The sequence below is a fragment of the Pseudomonas sp. GW822-FHT02G04 genome (assembly GCF_058802085.1).
In genome coordinates this window covers 63,595-81,855 of record NZ_JBXANU010000030.1, presented here as the reverse complement: position 1 = coordinate 81,855, position 18,261 = coordinate 63,595, and the positions used below count along the sequence as shown (strand labels likewise).

Here is an 18,261-nt window from a genome sequence, read left to right as displayed (position 1 = left end):
TTGTTAAAGAGCGGTTGGTTAAGATCTTTCGTCTCAACCGAGGCGCGCATTCTACAGCAGCCTCTGTTGCTGTCAAGTAGTAAATTTCAAATTTTCTTCATGAAATTCAACTACTTGCCGCTAACTCGGTTTCAAACTCCTCGTTAGCGGGAGGCGAATAGTACAGTATTTTATTTGGTGGTCAACCACCTGTTGTAATTATTTTTACCTAATCCATGCGGCTTAGGCCGAGTACCGACTTCTGCCTCATGAGCAGTCCAGGCTTTGCTTGCATTACCCGTCGACAAACCCGCCCTCTTTACCAGCTGCGCTATGATCGCGCCCCTCTGCGCCAAGAGTCTTGAACTGGATGTCCAATGTCTTTGCCATTAGCTGACGCTCATCAATCACTGCCACCCGTCCTCGTCGGCCCGCTATTGCGGCGCCTGGAACCTACGCGGCTGGTGCTCTGGCTGGTGGGGTCGCGTGCGCTTGCGCTGACACTGCGCCTGCAAGGCATTGATATCCGCCTCAGTGCGGATCGATGCACGATCATTCCCGTCGGCACTCATGCCTTTGTTCATTTAATAGATGTATCACTGAACACTGCCCTGCCCTGCGACACGTTGATCGAGTACGACCTGCTGATCACCGAGGCGGATGGCGCTCCGTCGGGCATTGCCGAGTGGGCACCTCACCTACTATATGGCGAAGCGCGTTGCCCGAATTTCGTGTTGCGCTCGCGAATCGATCACCTGCTGCATGGCTCCTGCCGTAAACCTCACCATCCGGCGGCCGACGGCTTGCTGTGCGTCGACCGATTGCTTGCGTCCGAGCCGGATGCTTGCAAGCGCCCCGCGCTGTTAGTGATGAGCGGCGACCAGGTGTATGCGGATGATGTCGCGGGACCAATGTTGCGTGCGATTCATGCCTTGATCGAACGCCTGGGGTTGTTCGACGAACACCTCGACGGCGCAGTGGTCAGCGACAGCGCCAGACTCTACGAACATCCTGCCAGTTACTACCATCGCGCGGATTTGTTACCGGTGCTTGAGAGCAACGAAACCCTGCGCGAGCGATTTTTCGGTGGGGCGCGTAAGCCGATTTTCACCAGCAGCAGCGCCGACAATCATTTGGTGACCTTCGCCGAAGTCATGGCGATGTACCTGCTTGTGTGGTCGCCAACGTCCTGGACGCTGATCGCGCCGCAACCACCGGCCCTGACGCCCGAACGACGCAAGCGTTATGCCCTGGAGCAGACGCGCATCGATGGGTTCAAGGCGGGGTTGGGTGGCGTCGCGCGGACGATGGCGCATTTGCCATGCCTGATGATTTTCGACGACCACGATATTACCGATGACTGGAATCTTTCCGCGCAATGGGAGGAAACGGCCTACAACCATCCGTTCTCCAAACGCATCATCGGCAACGCGCTGCTTGCTTATATGTTGTGTCAGGGTTGGGGCAACAACCCGGATGCGTTTCACAGCGTCCTGGAAAAGACCCGTTTATTGAGCGCCACTGGGCAAGACCATTACCTCGACAGCGAGATCCAGGACGGCTTGATCGATGAGCTGCTGAGTTTTCAGCAGTGGCATTACGTGCTGCCCACCCGCCCGGCGCTGGTGGTGCTCGACACCCGCACCCGGCGCTGGCGTAGCGAGATGAACCTCAAGCAGCCGTCGGGCCTGCTGGACTGGGAAGCGCTCAGTGAACTGCAACAGGAATTGCTCGATCACCCTTCGGCGATCATCGTTTCACCGGCGCCGATCTTCGGCGTCAAACTGATCGAAACGGTGCAGCGGGTGTTCAGCTGGTGCGGTTATCCACTGCTGGTGGACGCCGAAAACTGGATGGCCCATCGCGGCGCGGCGCAGGTGATCCTGAACATTTTCCGACACTCCCGCACACCCGGTAACTATGTGGTGCTGTCCGGTGATGTGCATTATTCCTTCGTCTATGAAGTATTGATCCGACACCGCAAGGCCGGCCCGCGTATCTGGCAGATCACCAGCAGCGGCATCAAAAACGAATTCCCGCCCGCCCTGCTCGAATGGTTCGACCGCCTCAACCGTTGGCTCTACTCGCCCCGCTCACCGCTTAACTGGCTGACCAAACGCCGACGCATGCGCATTGTTCCGCACATCCCCGAACACGCCGAAGCAGGGGAACGGCTGTGGAACTCGGCAGGAATCGGCCAAGTGTTCTTCAATGAAAAGGGCCAGCCACAGGATATTTATCAATTCAATGCGGATGGATCGCCGAAGACGCGAATGATTGCGCCAGAAACGTCCGAAACGACAGACTGACTTTGCCTGAGTTGCCATGAGCAATCATTACCTGCCCACCCTGAACCTCACCCGAACCCTGATCATCGGCAACTCCGGCTCGGGCAAGAGCTGGCTGGCCAAACGACTGGCCGAGCATCTGCAAGTGCCCTGGATTGATCTCGACCTGATTCACTGGGTATCCGATGAACACAGCATCGCCCGTCCCCGCAACGAAGCACTGGGAATGGCGCGGGTGGCGGCGAGTGAAGAGCGCTGGGTTATCGAGGGTGTTTATGGCTGGATGGTCAGCGAACTTGTGGAGCAGGCCACTGCGCTGATCTGGCTGTGTCTGGAGGACGAAGATTGCGTGAGCAACATTCGCCAGCGAGAAGCGACGCGGGACGAGAAAGAAGAGTGGCTGATAGCGTTACTCGACTGGGCCGGTAGCTACCGTAGTCGCGAAGACTCCAGTGGATTTTCCGCGCATGAGCGTTTGTTTGAAGGGTTTAGCGGTTCGAAACGCCAACTGATGAACCAGGCTGAAGTCTCGGCTTTCGTCAGTGCGGTGCAACCAACCGACTGATCGTCCCTGCCGTTTTCTGCGTGCGAATCGGACTCCTACATTGGACACGACTAGCTGGCGAGATTGTCAGAATGGGATTACATCGTTCGCAGAAACGTCTTGAAGAAGCTTCAGCGATACTTTAACCCAAGCGTGGATATGTCGTCTGCGTAATGACCACTCGTAGGTGTCGCCTTGTCATCATGTACTCATTTCTGTACGTTCTTTGCATTGAGCGAGGACTACAACATGCAAACCATCAACTACACCACCGCACGTGCACATCTGGCCGAAACCATGGATCGGGTCAACGAAGACCGTGCCCCATTGCTGGTTACCCGCCAGAAAGGCGAACCTGTGGTGATGATGTCTCTGGCGGAGTACAACGCTCTCGAAGAGACTGCCTATCTGCTCCGTTCTCCAGCCAATGCCGAGCGACTGATCAAATCAATCGGCAACCTACGAGCAGGGAAAACCAAAGTCAGGCAACTCATTGAAGAATGAATATCGAGTTCACTCCTGAAGGCTGGGACGACTATTTGTGGTTTCAGCAAAACGATAAGGCCGGGCTCAAACGAATCAACCTGCTGATCAAGGCGATCCTGCGTGAGCCCTTCGAAGGATTGGGCAAACCTGAACCGCTCAAACACAATCTGAGCGGCCTCTGGTCACGCCGAATCACCTCCGAGCATCGCCTGGTTTATGCAATCGAGAATGGTGAGGTGCGCATCGTGCTTTGCAGGTATCACTACTGAGCACATTCAGGCCGCTTTCACCGCCCGCCCCACCCCTCTGACAATCATTTCCACTTCCCGCTCATCGATCGTCAGCGGTGGCAGCAGGCGAATGGTCTTGCCCCGTGTCACGTTGATCAGCAAACCGTGATCCCGTGCGGCGATCAGGGTCAGGTCGCGGATTGGTTGGGCGAGTTCGATGCCGATCATCAAGCCCTGGCCGCGGATCGCCAGGACGTTCGGGTCGTCGGCCAGTTCGACGCGCAATCTGGCAAGCAGGCGTTCGCCCTGAAGTCTGGCGTTTTCCAGCAGGTCTTGTTCCTCGATGATCTCCAGCACGGTGCAACCCACCCGACACGCCAGCGGATTGCCGCCGAACGTACTGCCGTGGCTGCCGGGGGTGAACAAATCCGTAGCTCTGCCCCGAGCCAGGCAGGCACCGATGGGCACTCCGTTGCCCAGGCCTTTGGCCAAGGTCATGACGTCCGGGATGATGCCTTCGTGCTGGAACGCAAACCACTGGCCGGTACGGCCGATGCCGGTCTGGATTTCGTCAAGCATCATTAACCAGGCGCGCCGGTCACAGAGCTCGCGCACCGCTTTGAGATAACCGGGCGGCGCCACTTGCACACCACTTTCACCCTGAATCGGCTCCATCAGGATCGCCACAATGCGTGGGCCGTGGGCTTTCTGCACCTTCTCCAGGGCGGCGAGGTCGCCGAACGGCACCTTGATGAAATCCCCCGGTAACTCGTTAAACCCCAGGCGCACCGCCGGGCCATCGCTGGCCGACAAGGTACCGAGGGTCCGGCCGTGGAAAGCGTTCTCCATGACCACTACCAGCGGCTGCTCGATGCCTTTGTGCCAGCCGTAAAGCCGCGCCAGTTTCAGCGCGGTTTCGTTGGCTTCGGCGCCGGAATTATTGAAGAACGCCCGCTCCATGCCCGATAGCCGAACCAGTTTCTGCGCCAGCCGCTGTTGCCAGTCGATGCTGTACAGGTTGGAAGTGTGCAACAGCAACCCGGCCTGTTCGCTGATGGCCGACACGATTCGCGGATGGGAATGGCCGACGTTGGTCACCGCCACACCCGCCACCGCGTCCAGGTATTCACGACCGGCCTGATCCCACAGGCGCGTGCCCAGGCCTTTGCTGAAACTCAGGGCCAGTGGTTGGTAAGTGCTCATCAGGCAGGTGGCGGTCATGACATCAAGCTCCATCAATGGTCGGTGTTTTTGCAGTATGGTTAGCCACCTGAGCTGGATAAACACTGCAACACTTCAATCATTTTAAAGCTGGGCTTGATAATGGATTTATTCCAGGCAATGACGGTTTACGTAAGAGTGGTGGAGGCCGGCAGCATGACCGCCGCCGCTTTGCAGTGCGAAATGTCCACGACCATGGTCGGTAATCACCTGCGGGCTCTGGAGCAACGCCTGGGTGTGCGCTTGCTCAACCGTACGACACGGCGTCAGCGTTTGACGGAATTCGGCACGGCGTACTATCAGCGGTGTCTCGAGGTGCTGGGGCTGGTGGCTGATTCCGAACGCCTGGCCGAACAAACCCTCGATGAGCCGAGCGGCACTCTGCGCATCACCGCACCGCTGACCTTCGGCACCGAACGGCTCGCGCCGGCCCTGAGCGAATTCACCCTGCGCTGCCCGCAAGTCAAACTCGACGTCGTTTTGACCAACCAGCGCCTGGACTTGCTCGACAACGGTTTCGACGTGGCGATTCGTCTGGGCACTACCGAACTGTCCAACATGATTTCTCGCCCGCTCATCGACTACACGATGACCCTGTGCGCATCGAAGGATTATCTGGAGCGTCGAGGCACACCGGAGAAACCCGCCGACCTGCAACACCATGACTGTTTGGCCTTCGCCTACCCGGCCGGAGATGACTGGCACTCGGTAGCCAAACAATGGCGCCTGAAGGGGCCCGAAGGCGAAGTCATGGTGGCGGTCAGCGGGCCGATGTTGATCAACAGCTCGGCGGGGCTGCATCAAGCGGCGCGAACCGGCATGGGCATCGTGATGGTGCCCGATGCGCTGGTGGAGCAAGACCTTCGGGACGGAAAACTGGTGGCCTTGATGCAGGACTACCAACTGCCAAGTCGGCCGATGAACCTGGTGTACGCCCAGGACCGCTACCGCTTGCCGAAATTGCGCAGCTTCGTCGACTTTGCACTGCAGTGGTGGGGCAAGCACTAGCCGCAGCAATGCGCCATGAACTAATCTCCCGACTGACGAGTCACGTTGATATCAGGACGGCAGGGAGACCGATGATGAGTGAGGCATCGAATATCGAGCCGTTGAAGTTCGATCTGTCAGATTTTAACGAAGACATGCTGCACACCATTCTGGAACTGGTCAGCGATGGCATCTGGGACTGGAACGCCAACACCGGTTTCGTCTATCGCAACCCCGGGTGGTACGAGATGCTCGGCTATACGCCTCATTCCCTGGATAACAATGTGTTGACCTGGGAAAACGTGATCCACCCCGACGATTATTCGCGGGTCATGGCGTTGTTTGATGACTACCTGGATCAGCGCGCTCCCGGTTATCAGGCCGAGTATCGCTGCCGCATGCGCGATGGCACTTACACCTGGATCGAGGATCGCGGCTACGTGCTGGCACGTAATGCCGACGGCTCGGTGGCGCGAATGATCGGCGCGCACCGCAGCATCGAAGACAAGAAACGCCTGATCGAAGAAATGGAGCGGCGTAATCAATCCCTTGAAGCCATCGTCAAAGAACGCACTCGGGAGTTGTCCCGGGTCAATCAGCAGTTACAGATTCAACTCGAAGAAAATCGCAAATTGGCAGAAACCGATGTGCTGACCGGCATCGCCAATCGCTATCGACTGGAGAAAGCCCTGCCCAAGGAATGCGACCGCGCCCAACGCTTTCGCGAACCCCTGTCGCTGATCGCCATGGACCTCGATGACTTCAAAAACATCAACGATCACTACGGTCACGCCCTGGGAGATGCAGCGTTGGTGCAAGTGATCGAGAGTGTGAAGCACTGCGTGCGCAAAGGCGATCTGTTGGCGCGCTGGGGCGGTGACGAATTCATCCTGATCCTGCCCAATACCTTGTTGGCCGACGCCAGGTCACTCGCTGAAAGAATCCGTCATGGCCTGGCGAGCCTGCTGCCGGTCGGGGACTATCAAGTGACCATGAGTTTTGGCGTGGTGCAGCGCTTTGAAGAAGAACAACAGACCGGGTTGCTGGCCCGGGCCGATCAGGCGCTGTATCGGTCGAAGATCGCGGGCAAGAATCTGATTTCGGGGTGAGGCGATTCCGTCCTGTCAGCCGCCTGCCTACATGCCCGCTTTCACCAACACTGGTTTCTCCTGATACCGATCCGGATATAGCTGCTTCAACTGCGACACTTTCGGCAGGTCATTGATCACGATGTAGGGGTACGTCGGGTGCGCGGTCAGAAAATCCTGATGTTCCTCCTCCGCCGGGTAGAAACCGTTGTAGCTTTCCAGCTTGGTGACAATCGGTTTGTTGAACGAATGGGCAGCACCGAGCTGGGTGATGTAGGCCTGGGCGACGCGTTGCTGTTCGGTGCTTTTCGGGAATAGCGCCGACCGGTACTGAGTTCCTCGGTCCGGGCCCTGGCGGTTGAGTTCGGTGGGGTTGTGGGCCACCGAAAAATAGATCTGCAACAGAGCTCCGTAACTGACCTGAGCAGGATCGAAGGTCACTTCGACGGCCTCCGCATGGCCGGTATCCCCCTCGCTGACCCGTTCGTATTGAGCGGTATTGGCTGCGCCACCGGCATAACCGGAAACCGCATTCTTCACCCCTTTGACATGCTGAAACACGCCTTGGACGCCCCAGAAGCAACCGCCGGCAAAAACCGCCGTTTCGCTGTGCGCCTGGGTGGTTTCGTCAAGCGTCGGCGCCGGGATGATGACCGCCTCTTCGGCGCCTGCGAAAGAGAATGCAGAGCACTGACCGATAACGCTGGCGGCGGCCAAACCCAGAAATGTGCGACGCCAGTTGAATGGGGTTTTCATGGGCAGTCTCCTGAATGAATGGGGGCTATCAACCAAACGTAAACGCATACGCCGACACGCCCGGATCGAGAAACTCGATGCTGAACGTCCGGTCCTTTACACCAGCAGTCTGGCGTACCAGTTGATACAACCGCTGCTCGGTGACGCTGCCGCTGCCATCAGGCGCGACGTCGATACCGTGGGCATCGCCTGGGGGCTTGCCGTCAATCGACACTTTGAAACGCACCGGTTTGCCGTCAACTCCGGGGCCCAACACCAAGTGCAGGTCGCGAGCGTGAAAGCGATAGACGATGCGACTGTCCGGGGCACCTGAGACGGCACGTTCCGGACCGACAGTCCATTGGCCGCTCAGACTCCAGTCATTGAGAGCCAGTTGTGAGGGTGGGCTATAGGCAGTCGCCTTATCCGGAACCAGGCCGGTTTTAGCAACGAAATGCTCCGCCCGCCGATAGCCGACATAGGTTTCGGGCGATTGCACTTCACTCATGTCCGCGGCGAGTTGAACACCCTGGGCGTTGGCATTGATCAGCCCGTCCGCGACTTTCGCGGCGCCTGCCTCACGCAGCAGTTGCTGAATCACTCTCTCCGATTCGGCGTACTTGCCTTCACCGAAATGGTGATAACGAATGCGCCCCTGAGCATCGGCAAAGTAGTGAGCCGGCCAGTATTGATTGTTGAAAGCACGCCAGATCTTGTAGTCGTTATCGATTGCCACCGGGTAGGTGATGCCCAGGTCCTTCATGGCGTTGGTGACATTGCCTACATCCCGCTCGAAGGCAAACTCGGGCGCATGGACACCGATGACCACCAGGCCCTGATCGCGATACTTCTCGGCCCAGGCCTTCACATACGGCAAGGTACGCAGGCAGTTGATGCAGGAGTAAGTCCAGAAATCCACCAGCACAACCTTGCCCTTCAAAGCCTGGGTGGTGAGTGGGGGCGAGTTGAGCCATTGCACAGCGCCGTCCAGCGATGGAAGGTTGCCTTCAATCGGCAGCGCGTCCGGCGTCTTCGCGGTCATTTTCATGGCGTCGCCAGCGGCCATCATGCTGCCAGCAGGTTGATCACCGGCCCGTGGAATCTGCGCCATCATCGCTCCGCTGTCGGCCGGTGTACGACTGGCCAACCGGTTGACCAGAGCCTGTTCGATACCGCCGGTGGACGCCGTTGAAACTCGCGCCAGAATCCCGGTGTCCAGCCCAAGGGCAATCGCCACCACACCGACCAGCATCGCGACGCCCAGGCCACGACGTAGCCACTCGCCAGCGCCTATCGAGCGCTTCATTGCGGCGAAGACTTTACCGCCCAGCAGCAGTGCCGCGGCGAGAGAAGTTGCGGCACCGGCCGCGTAAGCCAGTAGCAACAGGGTGGTCGCGATGCTTGCCCCTTGCAGCGCCGCGCCGGTCAGCAGCAAACCCAGAATCGGCCCGGCGCAGGGTGCCCAGAGCAGGCCCGTGGCGACGCCGATCAGGAATGAAGCGCCGGGATGCGGCCGGGAATCTACGCCCGCGGCCTCCGACAGTCGACCGCCGGCCGCCACCAATGGACGCGTCAGGCGTTCGGCCAGCCGCGGCAGCAACAGCGTCAATCCGAACAGTGCAACGAACAGCAACGCGAGCCAGCGACCGTACTGATTGACTTGCACCACCCAACCGCCGCCCACCGCCGCCAACGAGGCGACGAGCGCGAAGGTCAGCGCCATCCCCGCCAGCAACGGCAAGCCACTCTTCATAAACGGCTGCCCGGTGCGAGCGAAGACAAAGGGCAATACCGGCAGAATGCACGGGCTGACAATCGTCAGCACACCACCGAGATAAGCGAGGACCAGAAGCCACATAACGTCGACCTGCATGAAGTGAGTGAAAGGAAGTGCCCATGGATCACGCCTGTGGCTGGAAGGTCAGCGCCAGGCCGTTCATGCAGTAGCGCAGACCGGTGGGCTTTGGCCCGTCCTCGAAGACATGTCCCAGATGACCGCCGCAACGACGACAGTGCACCTCTTCGCGCAGCACGCCGAAAGAGCGGTCCTGTCGGGTGGCCACCGCGTTGTCCAGGGGAGCCCAGAAACTCGGCCAGCCAGTACGACTGTCGAACTTGGTGTCGGAAGAAAACAACGACAGATCACAACCGGCGCAGGCAAAAACGCCCTTGCGGTGCTCGTTGTTCAGCGGGCTGCTATAGGCCCGTTCGGTGCCCTCTTCACGCAGTATTTCGTACTGTTCGGCGCTGAGCCGGGCGCGCCATTCGCTGTCGCTGTGAGTCACCTCGAAAACCTCCTGCGCGCGGGCTTCATCGACCAGCGCAATGCTTGTGGAAAATTTTGGCAATACACCGATCACCAGGGCTGCAGCCCCCAGCCCGCCGCTCGCTACAAGAAACTGTCGCCGTGAAAACATGGCCTTCTCCAAAATTCCAGGTGCCTTGCTTGGAACACAGCCTAGGCTTGAGTTGATCGCCAAATCCTCACGAGGAGTTAAATAATTCGTGATAACTCAACCTCAGGAAAACCCGCACAATGTGTTCATTGCGTCACAAAGGATCGAGCTCCATGGAACAGACCAAACGCGTCCTGGTGGTCGAGGACGACCTGCACATCGCCGACCTTATCTGCCTGCATCTGCGCGATGAGCAGTTCGAGGTAGTGCACTGCGCCGACGGCGACGAGGGCATGCGTCTGTTGCAGCAAGGAAGCTGGGACGCACTGATCCTCGACCTGATGCTGCCCGGCGTCGATGGCCTGGAAATCTGCCGCCGCGCCCGGGCCATGGCCCGTTACACACCGATCATCATCACCAGTGCGCGCTCCAGCGAAGTGCATCGGATTCTGGGGCTGGAGCTGGGCGCCGACGATTACCTGGCCAAACCCTTTTCCATGCTCGAGCTGGTGGCACGGGTCAAGGCACTGCTGCGACGGGTCGACGCCATGGCCCGCAATCTGAAAATGGATTCCGGCAGTCTGATCAGCGATGGCCTGTCCATCGACCCGATCACCCGTGAAGTCTCCCTCGACGGCCGGCGTCTTGACCTCACGCCACGGGAATTCGACCTGCTGTACTTCTTTGTCCGTCAGCCTGGCAAAGTCTTCTCGCGCATGGATCTGCTCAACGCGGTGTGGGGTTACAGTCACGAAGGCTACGAGCACACGGTCAACACCCACATCAACCGCTTGCGGGCGAAGATCGAGGCCGATCCAGCGCAACCGGCGCGCATCCTCACGGTGTGGGGCCGTGGCTACAAATTTGCAGCAAGCGGAGAGCAGCCATGAGGCTGACCCTGACCCAGCGCCTGTCCCTGGTGTTCGCCGTGCTGTTGCTGGTGTGCTGCGGCACCTCGGCATGGATGCAGGTGCGTTCCAGTCAGATGCATGAACTGGAAGTGGTGCAAGGCTTGTCGCGGGATCTGGCGCAACACATTGCCCACGACACCGTGCTGATGGACCGCAATGGCCCGATGCCCAATGCCGTGCGCGAACTGTTCAGCCAGCTGATGCTGGTCAATCCCAGTGTAGAAGTCTATCTGCTGGATACCGGGGGCCGAATTGTCGGCAGCGCCGCGCCCGAGGGTCGGATACGCCGGGAGCAGGTCGATCTGGCGCCGATCCAGCGGTTGCTCAAAGGCGAGGCATTGCCGATTCTCGGCGACGATCCGCGCAGCGTCGATGGCCGCAAGGTGTTCAGCGCCGCGCCTTTGCGGGTCAACGGTCAGCCGGCCGGTTACCTTTACGTGGTGTTACTCAGCGAAGAGCATGACCGCTTCGCCGAACGCGGTGCCACCAGCGCGGCGCTCAATACCGCATTGTTGTCCATCGGGTTGGTGGCGTTGCTGTGCCTGATTGCCGGCCTCACGGCATTTGCCCTGATCACCCGGCCATTGCGTCGTTTGACCGAGAAAGTCAGTCAATTCGATATCAACGGCGTTCCGACCACTTCGCCCGAACCTGAGCCGGAGCCGGTAGAAAAGGCCGCCAGCCACGATGAGATAGCCGTACTCGACGCCGCCTTTCGGCAGATGCAAGCGCGCCTCGGAGAGCAGTGGCGCTCGCTGACCCGTCAGGATCAGGAGCGTCGCGAACTGGTGGCCAACATCTCCCACGACCTGCGCACACCGCTGGCTTCACTGCACGGTTACCTGGAAACCCTATCGCTCAAGGACGCCACTTTGTCCCCCGCCGATCGCCGCCGTTATCTGGGAATCGCCCTGGATCAGAGCCGCAAGGTCGGCGGCCTGGCGCAATCACTGCTGGAACTGGTGCGGCTGGAACACGGTTTCGTGCAACCGGTACTGGAGCGTTTCTCCCTGACCGATCTGGTACAGGACATTTTTCAGAAGTTCGAACTCAGCGCCGAAGCGCGCCAGATTGAACTCAAGGCCACCTTCGCCCCCAACGTCGCCGTGGCCTGCGCTGACCTGGGGCTGATCGAGCGGGTGCTGACCAACCTGTTCGATAACGCCCTGCGCCACACCCCCCAAGGTGGAGAAATCGAACTCAGTCTCCGCCCTCAAGGGTCTTTTATCGAAGTGACCGTCAGCGACACCGGCCCCGGCATCGACCCCGAATTGCGCGAAGGTCTGTTCCTGCGTCCGTTCAACATCGGTGGCGCACGGCGCGATGGCGGGCTGGGATTGCGGATCGTGCACCGGATCCTGCAATTGCACGGTCGCGAGATCGAGCTGATCGATGTGCCGGGGCGCGGCGCGACCTTTCGCTTCTCCTTGCCGGTGGATGAGCAAACGGCGGAGCAGTGGATGACTCGTTCGATGAATATGAATTCGATGGGGAAATAGTCGATAGCCTCTGCCATGGCAGCAGCTATTATCCGGGCTCTTCATTCCCGGCACGGACGCTACGTAATGCTCAACATCCTGCAAAACACCCCGCTATGGGTTTATGCGATCTTTCTGCTGCTCTGTTACTACGGCGTCAAAGCCTTTTCCCCAACCCATGAAAGCAAAACGTCACTGCTTGTCACTCCACCGCTGTTGCTCGGATGGTCGTTGTACTCGCTGAACCTGACGCTGAGCCCTCAATTATCGATTGGCTGCTGGTTGGCCGCCGTCATTCTGGGCAGCCTCGCGGCACTGGTTGTATTTGCGCGCAAGGGTATTGAGCTGGATGATCCGGAAACCGGGCTGATCGTGCCGGGCACGGCTAAAACACTGGTGCTCTACCTGCTGTTTTTTGCCGTGAACTATTACTTCGGCTATCAGGATGAGGTGCATCCGGAGTTCGCCGTCACGGTTGAGATGGTGCTGCTCAAGGCTACGGCGTCGGGTTTTGTCTGCGGATTGATCAGCGGGCGGGCGGTGAAATTTTATCGGGTGCTGCTGACACTCCAGGCAAAACGCCCGCAGATGTCAGCCGGCTAAAAACTCTCTCACCAAAAATACTGACCAGCCACCTGTTCATCCGTGACAACGCAGCGCTGGTCCAATAGATTAGGCGGCCTGAAAAGGCCCCGTGCTTTCTCGCCTCAATCCAAGTTAAAGAAGTAGTGAAATTTCAATGTCCGATTCCAATACCGCTGAATCCGTAGTCACCTTGTCGTCCAAAGCGGAATACGAAAACTCCATCAATCTTTCACAACACGTACCCCAGGCCAAGACCATCAGCGAGATGGTTCTGGACGCTTTTCAATCCACCCGGGAAAGCGACCAGATCCGCGAACTGCGCGCCGCGATTCGCCAGGCTCACGACAGCTTCGATGACGATAAAGCCTACGAATTGATGGGCGAACTCAAGCAATTGAAAGACGCCGAAGCGGCCGATATTGCCGCCCTGGAAGACCTGAGCAGCAAATTCCCGATCAGCCGCATTCTGTCCAGCTTCAAGGACGACCCAGCGTTCCAGGAAATCGTTTATGGCCTGGCGCTGAAAGTGCTGAACCAGACTCACCAAGCCATCAGCAACCCGAGCAGCGGCAAGAGCAAAGCGGCTCGCGCCAAGAAAGAAGTCGAAGTGTTCACCATCAGCAAGGACGGCATCAGCGTCACCCTGCCCCTGCGCACCCCGCGCTCGCGCTTGAACGTTGACCGTGAAGCGCTGGAATTCCTGGGCTTCACTTTCGTCGGCGAAGGCGAAGAAGCGGAGCTGGAAAGCGAGACGTTCCTGGACAATGCCGGGGCCGAACAAGCGGTCAACCGCAAGAACATCATCACCGCTCTTCAGCAACAAACCGCGTTCGACGGCTACAGCATCGCCGCGCAGTAACAATGTGGCGAGCGAGCTTGCTCGCGCTGGGCTGCGTAGCGGCCCCAAAAATCTGACAACCATTGCCGATTTTTGTGAGTGCTACGCACTCAAGCGGGAGCAAGCTCCCTCGCCACAGGTTCCTCTGATTCAAGACTTTCTTAAGTGAACAGCATTGCGCCATCGGAGCGCGTGAGCCCCGGATTGGCACCCGGCGCGGGTGCTGCAGGCCACTTCAAACCACACACAAAATCTTACACAGGCCAGCACGTCGCTACGATTGTGCCCCCTCCCCTTGCCCGCTAACCTCACACCGTCGCTGCCAATTCAGCGACCGGGCCTGAGAACTCGAACAGATGCAGGAACCAATCGGAGTTCTCCAGATGCACGCCAGCAATCCGTTCAAAATTGATGCTTCTGCCCCTCCGGTCATAACTCACCAGCTCCCAACTATCGGAGATGCCCAATGACCAACCCCGAAGACCTGAAAACCATCGGCCTCACCCACTTCTCCCTCCACGCCAACGAACCCTTGTTCCGCATCAACGCCGGAGTCCCGGTGATCGAAGCCCTCTCCCACGCATCCGACTTGCTTCACGTTTCCAAACTTCTCGCCTCCGATGCCGCCATGGTTCGCGACACCGACCGACATGCCTGGGCCTCGCATTACTTGCAGGGTATGAGCAAGGCGATCATCGATGATGTGGTGAAGGTGCTCGAAGCTCCGTGTAACAACCACGCGTGAACGAAAAAGCCCCGCTCTTCTCTCGAAGGCGGGGCTTTTTGTGCAGCCTCTGATGCTAAGTCAAAGCCTGTCGGCATCAATAACTCAGCCCGCCCACAAAAACGGTTTAGCCCTGATGAAGTCTTGTAGTTTCCATAAAGAGAAAACGATCAGACAAAGACCACTAGACCAATTCAATAGGCGAATGCTTTTCCTTCCAGACAATGCCCTTCCAATAACATCGCCCCCCATTACATACATCATCTGGCAGGCAAGACTACCGATGAAAAAACCAGCGAGCGAAAGAGGCACGTTAACAGTCGCTTCGTCTGAGTGATTAGCGATGACATAAGAGGTGATCGCCACAATGGTCAACGGATTGGTCAGCGTTAACGCAAACACAGAGAAAAAACCTGATTGGCGTGTGACGCTCATTGTCGAATCAGAGGATGCAGTGATCCTTACACCCAAATAGAAGAGGTAGGCTATTGAGGCAACTGTCAGAAGATCCAAATAGCCCAATACAAAGATTTTGATCAGCGCTACCCCCATCAACGCGACTGCGGCATACAGTGCATCCGCCAAGGCCGCTCCGAACGCGCCAGGTACGGCGCTCAATCGTCCATGCAAGATGGACTGCCTCAATATAATCAAGGCAATCGGCCCAAAGGTGATCGACAACACGACTGAAAATAATAGAGATCGCTGAAAATCCTGCACGTCCTTGCCCTCAGATTCCATTTCCCATCACGATACTTAATCGTTTGGAGACGTATGCAACTTTGCCTGCAGCGTCACGATTTCTGGCGTTCCCACATCGGGGATCGACGCGTCCTCAACCGTATTGTTGCGCCGCGTGTTCTTGCCTTCCCGTTGGGTCGCCATCTCATCAACACCTAATATCAACTCTGCAAACAGATCGCGTTTTTTCATCCTGCCCCCGCTGGTGCCGCCGAAGTCGTCTGACCCGAAGATGGTCATTCATCCCTGCCTGGCCCAGCTAAACCGTAGCGAGCAAAGCAGGTGCTGGCGTTAGGAGATTTCCTAAATGCCGTACTCCGTTTTCCTAAACAATCTGATCCTTCGTACAAACCGAGAGTTATGAGTAAGGAAGCCTTGATGGAATTGTTCAGCTACAAGATGACCCATGACACCGGGTTCGCGCCTAACCCGTTTGGCCATACGCTCACGCTGGCTACTTGCAAGCCATCGATTCGTCTGTGCAAACGTGTGGGCCAGTGGATCGCCGGCTTCACTTCAGTAATGCTGAACCGTGATCCTGTCGGTGAAGAGCGATTGGTGTACTTGATGCGAATTGGCGAAAAAGTTCATATGCGCGATTACTTCATCGACCCTCGTTTTCAGGACAAGATTCCGGACACTCATCTGATTGACCCAGTCGCCAAAGCAGGGGACAACATCTACCGTCCATTAGTACCCGGCGCGTTCGAGCTTTCTCATTTTGAACAGCTGAAAAATGTAAACCACTGGGCCGACTGCGGACCAAGTAAACATCACCTAGAGGAAGACCTCTCCGGTCAGTACGTACTGGTAGCGGATACGTTTTACTACTTTGGTTCTTGTCCATTGAGCATCCCTGCCGTGTACCGGCCCCAGGTACCAAAAGGCCAGGCAAACCATGGATATCTGACGTGGACCGAACAAGCGGAACGTTTCATCCGCTTCATTCAAGACAACTACAAGCCTGGAATACAGTGCAATCCGACGAAGTGGGAGACAAGTGAGACGTTGAAAAAGTCTTCCTGCGGAGGATCGTCGTACGGATCATGTTGAGACGAAGGGACTCAATTCATTTGTCTAGGTTGCACTTGCTCAGAACCACCCGAATCGCCCCCAACAAAAAGCCCCGCCATTCTCTCGAAGGGCGGGGCTTTTCTTTACAGCATCCGACGCTTAAGGCGCGTACGTCAGCAACAACTCGCTCGGCACTTTGAAGTCCAAAGACATCATCACGCTCAACGCGGTAATGGTGAAGATCGAGAACACGAACAGCTTGCGTGCCCAGACCGTGTCATCCACTGCCTTGTAACCGGTCCAGGCCATGTACAGCCAGTACATGCCCATGGCCGCGGCGACGGCGAGGTAGCTCATGCCGGCGTAGCCGCTGAAGGTCAGCATCAAGGTCGCCACGAGGAAGGCCAGGATGTAGAGCAGGATGTGTTTCTTGGCCACTTCAATTCCGCGCTTCACTGGCAGCACCGGAATCGATGCGGCCAGGTAATCGTTGAAGCGGAAGATCGCGATGGCGTAGGAATGCGGCATCTGCCACAGGCTGAACATCACCAGCAACGTCAGTGCGGCCATGTCGAAGTTATTGCTGACTGCGACGTAACCGATCACCGGCGGCATCGCCCCTGACAGACTGCCCACCAGCGTGCCGTGAACCGACTTGCGCTTGAGGTACAGGCTGTAGAAGCCGACGTAGATGACAAAACCGATCACCGCGAACAACGCGGCCAACGGGTTGGCCACCTTGTACAACAACGCAACGCCGGCAACACCCAGGACGGTCGCATAAGCCAGGGCCAGTTTCAGGGAGATCAAGCCCTGGACCAGCACCCGGTTCTTGGTGCGTTCCATCTTCAGGTCGATGTCGCGGTCGATGCAGTTGTTGAACACGCAACCGGAAGCCACGACCAGGGACGTGCCGATCATCGCGGCCAGGAAAATGGCCAGATCGACATGCCCTTTGGAGGCCAGGAAAAATCCGCCTGCCACAGAAAGCACGTTACCGAAAATGATCCCCGGTTTGGTGATTTGGATAAAGTGCTTAAAGGACATCCGGACTTACCTCACTTCGCCATCATGTTGGTGTGGATGCTGAACATGATCCACAGCGACAGGCCAACCAGCAGGACAATCACGATCGCGGCGAAAACAAACGCAATCACGTTGTTACGCTGCGCGGTGGAACGGTCCAGGTGGAGGAAGTACACCAGGTGCACCAGCACCTGGATAACGGCGAAAGCCAGTACGATCCACAGAGTCAGTGACTTCGGCAGCGACGGGTACATCACCAGACCGAACGGGATCAGGGTCAGGATCACCGACAGGACGAAGCCAATGACGTAGGACTTGACGCTGCCGTGACCGGCGTCGTCATGAGAGTGCGCGTTAGCCATTTACATAGTCCCCATCAGATAAACAACGGTGAATACGCAGATCCACACCACGTCCAGGAAGTGCCAGAACAGGCTCAGGCAGCTCAGACGGGTCTTGTTGGTCGCCGTCAGGCCGTTTTTCTGCACCTGGTACATCATGATCGCCATCCAGATCAGACCGCTGGTCACGTGCAGACCGTGGGTGCCGACCAGGGTGAAGAACCCGGACAGGAAGCCGCTGCGGCTAGGGCCGAAGCCCTCGGAGATCAGCATGTGGAACTCGTTGATCTCCATGCCGATGAAGCCGGCACCGAACAGGAAGGTCAGGGCCAGCCAGCCCAGGACCTGCTTCTTGTTGCCACGGAAGAACGCCAGCATGGCGAAGCCGTAGGTGATCGAACTGAACAGCAGCAGAGCGGTTTCGCCCAGTACGTATGGCAGTTCAAAGATGTCGTGGCCCGACGGGCCACCCGCTACGTTGTTAACCAGTACCGCGTACGCTGCGAAGATCGACGCAAACAGAATGCAGTCGGTCATCAGGTAGAGCCAGAAACCGAATACGGTCATCTCGCCCGAGTCGTGGTGATGGTCATCATGCCCATGTCCATCGACATGGGTGTGTCCAGCATTGGTCACTAAGTTCGACATG

21 protein-coding genes are annotated in these 18,261 nt (G+C 57.8%); 12 read left to right on the top strand and 9 right to left on the bottom strand.

Annotated features, from left to right (window positions below):
- Positions 1–356 precede the first annotated feature (356 nt).
- The 4 genes from AC1RO5_RS26775 (at position 357) to AC1RO5_RS26760 (ending at position 3,566) form a co-directional block, all read left to right on the top strand.
- On the top strand, positions 357–2,288 hold the full coding sequence (locus AC1RO5_RS26775; RefSeq protein ID WP_493178583.1) for an alkaline phosphatase D family protein: 1,932 nt from the start codon (positions 357–359) through the stop codon (positions 2,286–2,288).
- Positions 2,289–2,304: 16 nt separating this feature from the next.
- Entirely contained in the window at positions 2,305–2,832 is a 528-nt protein-coding gene (locus AC1RO5_RS26770) for a P-loop NTPase family protein (RefSeq protein ID WP_493178582.1), read from the top strand.
- A gap of 228 nt (positions 2,833–3,060) precedes the next feature.
- Positions 3,061–3,315 carry a type II toxin-antitoxin system prevent-host-death family antitoxin gene (locus tag AC1RO5_RS26765; protein WP_007940444.1) on the top strand — a complete coding sequence of 85 codons (255 nt, stop codon included), beginning with the start codon at positions 3,061–3,063 and terminating at the stop codon, positions 3,313–3,315.
- A complete protein-coding gene (locus AC1RO5_RS26760) occupies positions 3,312–3,566 on the top strand; it encodes a Txe/YoeB family addiction module toxin (protein ID WP_007940443.1) in 255 nt (84 codons plus the stop codon). Before AC1RO5_RS26765 ends, AC1RO5_RS26760 begins: the two co-directional genes overlap by 4 nt.
- 6 nt (positions 3,567–3,572) lie before the next feature.
- On the opposite strand, the gene AC1RO5_RS26755 is transcribed toward AC1RO5_RS26760, so the two are convergent.
- Positions 3,573–4,748, bottom strand: coding sequence for an aspartate aminotransferase family protein (locus tag AC1RO5_RS26755; RefSeq protein ID WP_493178580.1), 1,176 nt, complete (start codon positions 4,746–4,748; stop codon positions 3,573–3,575).
- Between the two features lie 102 nt (positions 4,749–4,850).
- Here AC1RO5_RS26755 and AC1RO5_RS26750 point away from each other — a divergent pair, with 102 nt between their 5' ends.
- Together AC1RO5_RS26750 and AC1RO5_RS26745 are read left to right on the top strand one after the other, a co-directional pair.
- Positions 4,851–5,756: a LysR family transcriptional regulator gene (locus AC1RO5_RS26750; RefSeq protein ID WP_138866847.1), complete on the top strand. Its 906-nt coding sequence runs from the start codon at positions 4,851–4,853 to the stop codon at positions 5,754–5,756.
- A 74-nt stretch (positions 5,757–5,830) separates the two neighbouring features.
- Complete coding sequence (locus AC1RO5_RS26745; RefSeq protein WP_493178578.1) at positions 5,831–6,844, top strand: sensor domain-containing diguanylate cyclase; 1,014 nt, start codon at positions 5,831–5,833, stop codon at positions 6,842–6,844.
- 27 nt (positions 6,845–6,871) lie between these two features.
- Here AC1RO5_RS26745 and msrA read toward each other — a convergent pair whose 3' ends face one another.
- The 3 genes from msrA to msrB are packed head-to-tail and all read right to left on the bottom strand — an operon-like array spanning position 6,872 to position 9,975.
- Positions 6,872–7,579, bottom strand: coding sequence for a peptide-methionine (S)-S-oxide reductase MsrA (gene msrA / locus AC1RO5_RS26740; RefSeq protein ID WP_493178577.1), 708 nt, complete (start codon positions 7,577–7,579; stop codon positions 6,872–6,874).
- 28 nt (positions 7,580–7,607) lie between these two features.
- Entirely contained in the window at positions 7,608–9,416 is a 1,809-nt protein-coding gene (locus AC1RO5_RS26735; RefSeq protein WP_493178575.1) for a cytochrome c biogenesis protein DipZ, read from the bottom strand.
- A gap of 43 nt (positions 9,417–9,459) precedes the next feature.
- Positions 9,460–9,975 (bottom strand): peptide-methionine (R)-S-oxide reductase MsrB, encoded by a 516-nt coding sequence (gene msrB / locus AC1RO5_RS26730; RefSeq protein ID WP_493178574.1) that lies wholly within the window; start codon positions 9,973–9,975, stop codon positions 9,460–9,462.
- A gap of 152 nt (positions 9,976–10,127) precedes the next feature.
- Between msrB and AC1RO5_RS26725 the strand changes: the two genes are divergently transcribed.
- From AC1RO5_RS26725 to AC1RO5_RS26705, 5 genes are all read left to right on the top strand, one after another.
- Entirely contained in the window at positions 10,128–10,844 is a 717-nt protein-coding gene (locus AC1RO5_RS26725; RefSeq protein ID WP_493178572.1) for a response regulator transcription factor, read from the top strand.
- Complete coding sequence (locus AC1RO5_RS26720; RefSeq protein ID WP_493178570.1) at positions 10,841–12,364, top strand: sensor histidine kinase; 1,524 nt, start codon at positions 10,841–10,843, stop codon at positions 12,362–12,364. The genes AC1RO5_RS26725 and AC1RO5_RS26720 overlap by 4 nt, the downstream gene beginning before the upstream one ends.
- Before the next feature lie 66 nt (positions 12,365–12,430).
- Entirely contained in the window at positions 12,431–12,946 is a 516-nt protein-coding gene (locus AC1RO5_RS26715) for a hypothetical protein (protein WP_493178569.1), read from the top strand.
- A gap of 136 nt (positions 12,947–13,082) precedes the next feature.
- The gene (locus tag AC1RO5_RS26710) at positions 13,083–13,787 is read left to right on the top strand and encodes a hypothetical protein (RefSeq protein WP_007941627.1); all 705 of its coding nucleotides are present in this window, start codon (positions 13,083–13,085) and stop codon (positions 13,785–13,787) included.
- A 445-nt stretch (positions 13,788–14,232) separates the two neighbouring features.
- A complete protein-coding gene (locus AC1RO5_RS26705; protein ID WP_493178567.1) occupies positions 14,233–14,511 on the top strand; it encodes a DUF3077 domain-containing protein in 279 nt (92 codons plus the stop codon).
- A gap of 84 nt (positions 14,512–14,595) precedes the next feature.
- Here AC1RO5_RS26705 and AC1RO5_RS26700 read toward each other — a convergent pair whose 3' ends face one another.
- A complete protein-coding gene (locus tag AC1RO5_RS26700) occupies positions 14,596–15,231 on the bottom strand; it encodes a LysE family translocator (protein WP_493178565.1) in 636 nt (211 codons plus the stop codon).
- A 15-nt stretch (positions 15,232–15,246) separates the two neighbouring features.
- Positions 15,247–15,471 (bottom strand): hypothetical protein, encoded by a 225-nt coding sequence (locus AC1RO5_RS26695; protein ID WP_493178563.1) that lies wholly within the window; start codon positions 15,469–15,471, stop codon positions 15,247–15,249.
- Between the two features lie 138 nt (positions 15,472–15,609).
- Here AC1RO5_RS26695 and AC1RO5_RS26690 point away from each other — a divergent pair, with 138 nt between their 5' ends.
- Complete coding sequence (locus AC1RO5_RS26690) at positions 15,610–16,284, top strand: Nmad2 family putative nucleotide modification protein (protein ID WP_493178562.1); 675 nt, start codon at positions 15,610–15,612, stop codon at positions 16,282–16,284.
- A gap of 120 nt (positions 16,285–16,404) precedes the next feature.
- Here AC1RO5_RS26690 and cyoE read toward each other — a convergent pair whose 3' ends face one another.
- The 3 genes from cyoE to AC1RO5_RS26675 are packed head-to-tail and all read right to left on the bottom strand — an operon-like array spanning position 16,405 to position 18,260.
- The gene (gene cyoE / locus AC1RO5_RS26685) at positions 16,405–17,292 is read right to left on the bottom strand and encodes a heme o synthase (RefSeq protein WP_007941628.1); all 888 of its coding nucleotides are present in this window, start codon (positions 17,290–17,292) and stop codon (positions 16,405–16,407) included.
- An 11-nt stretch (positions 17,293–17,303) separates the two neighbouring features.
- A complete protein-coding gene (gene cyoD / locus AC1RO5_RS26680; RefSeq protein ID WP_493178560.1) occupies positions 17,304–17,633 on the bottom strand; it encodes a cytochrome o ubiquinol oxidase subunit IV in 330 nt (109 codons plus the stop codon).
- Positions 17,634–18,260: a cytochrome o ubiquinol oxidase subunit III gene (locus AC1RO5_RS26675; RefSeq protein WP_493178559.1), complete on the bottom strand. Its 627-nt coding sequence runs from the start codon at positions 18,258–18,260 to the stop codon at positions 17,634–17,636.
- Position 18,261 lies beyond the last annotated feature (1 nt).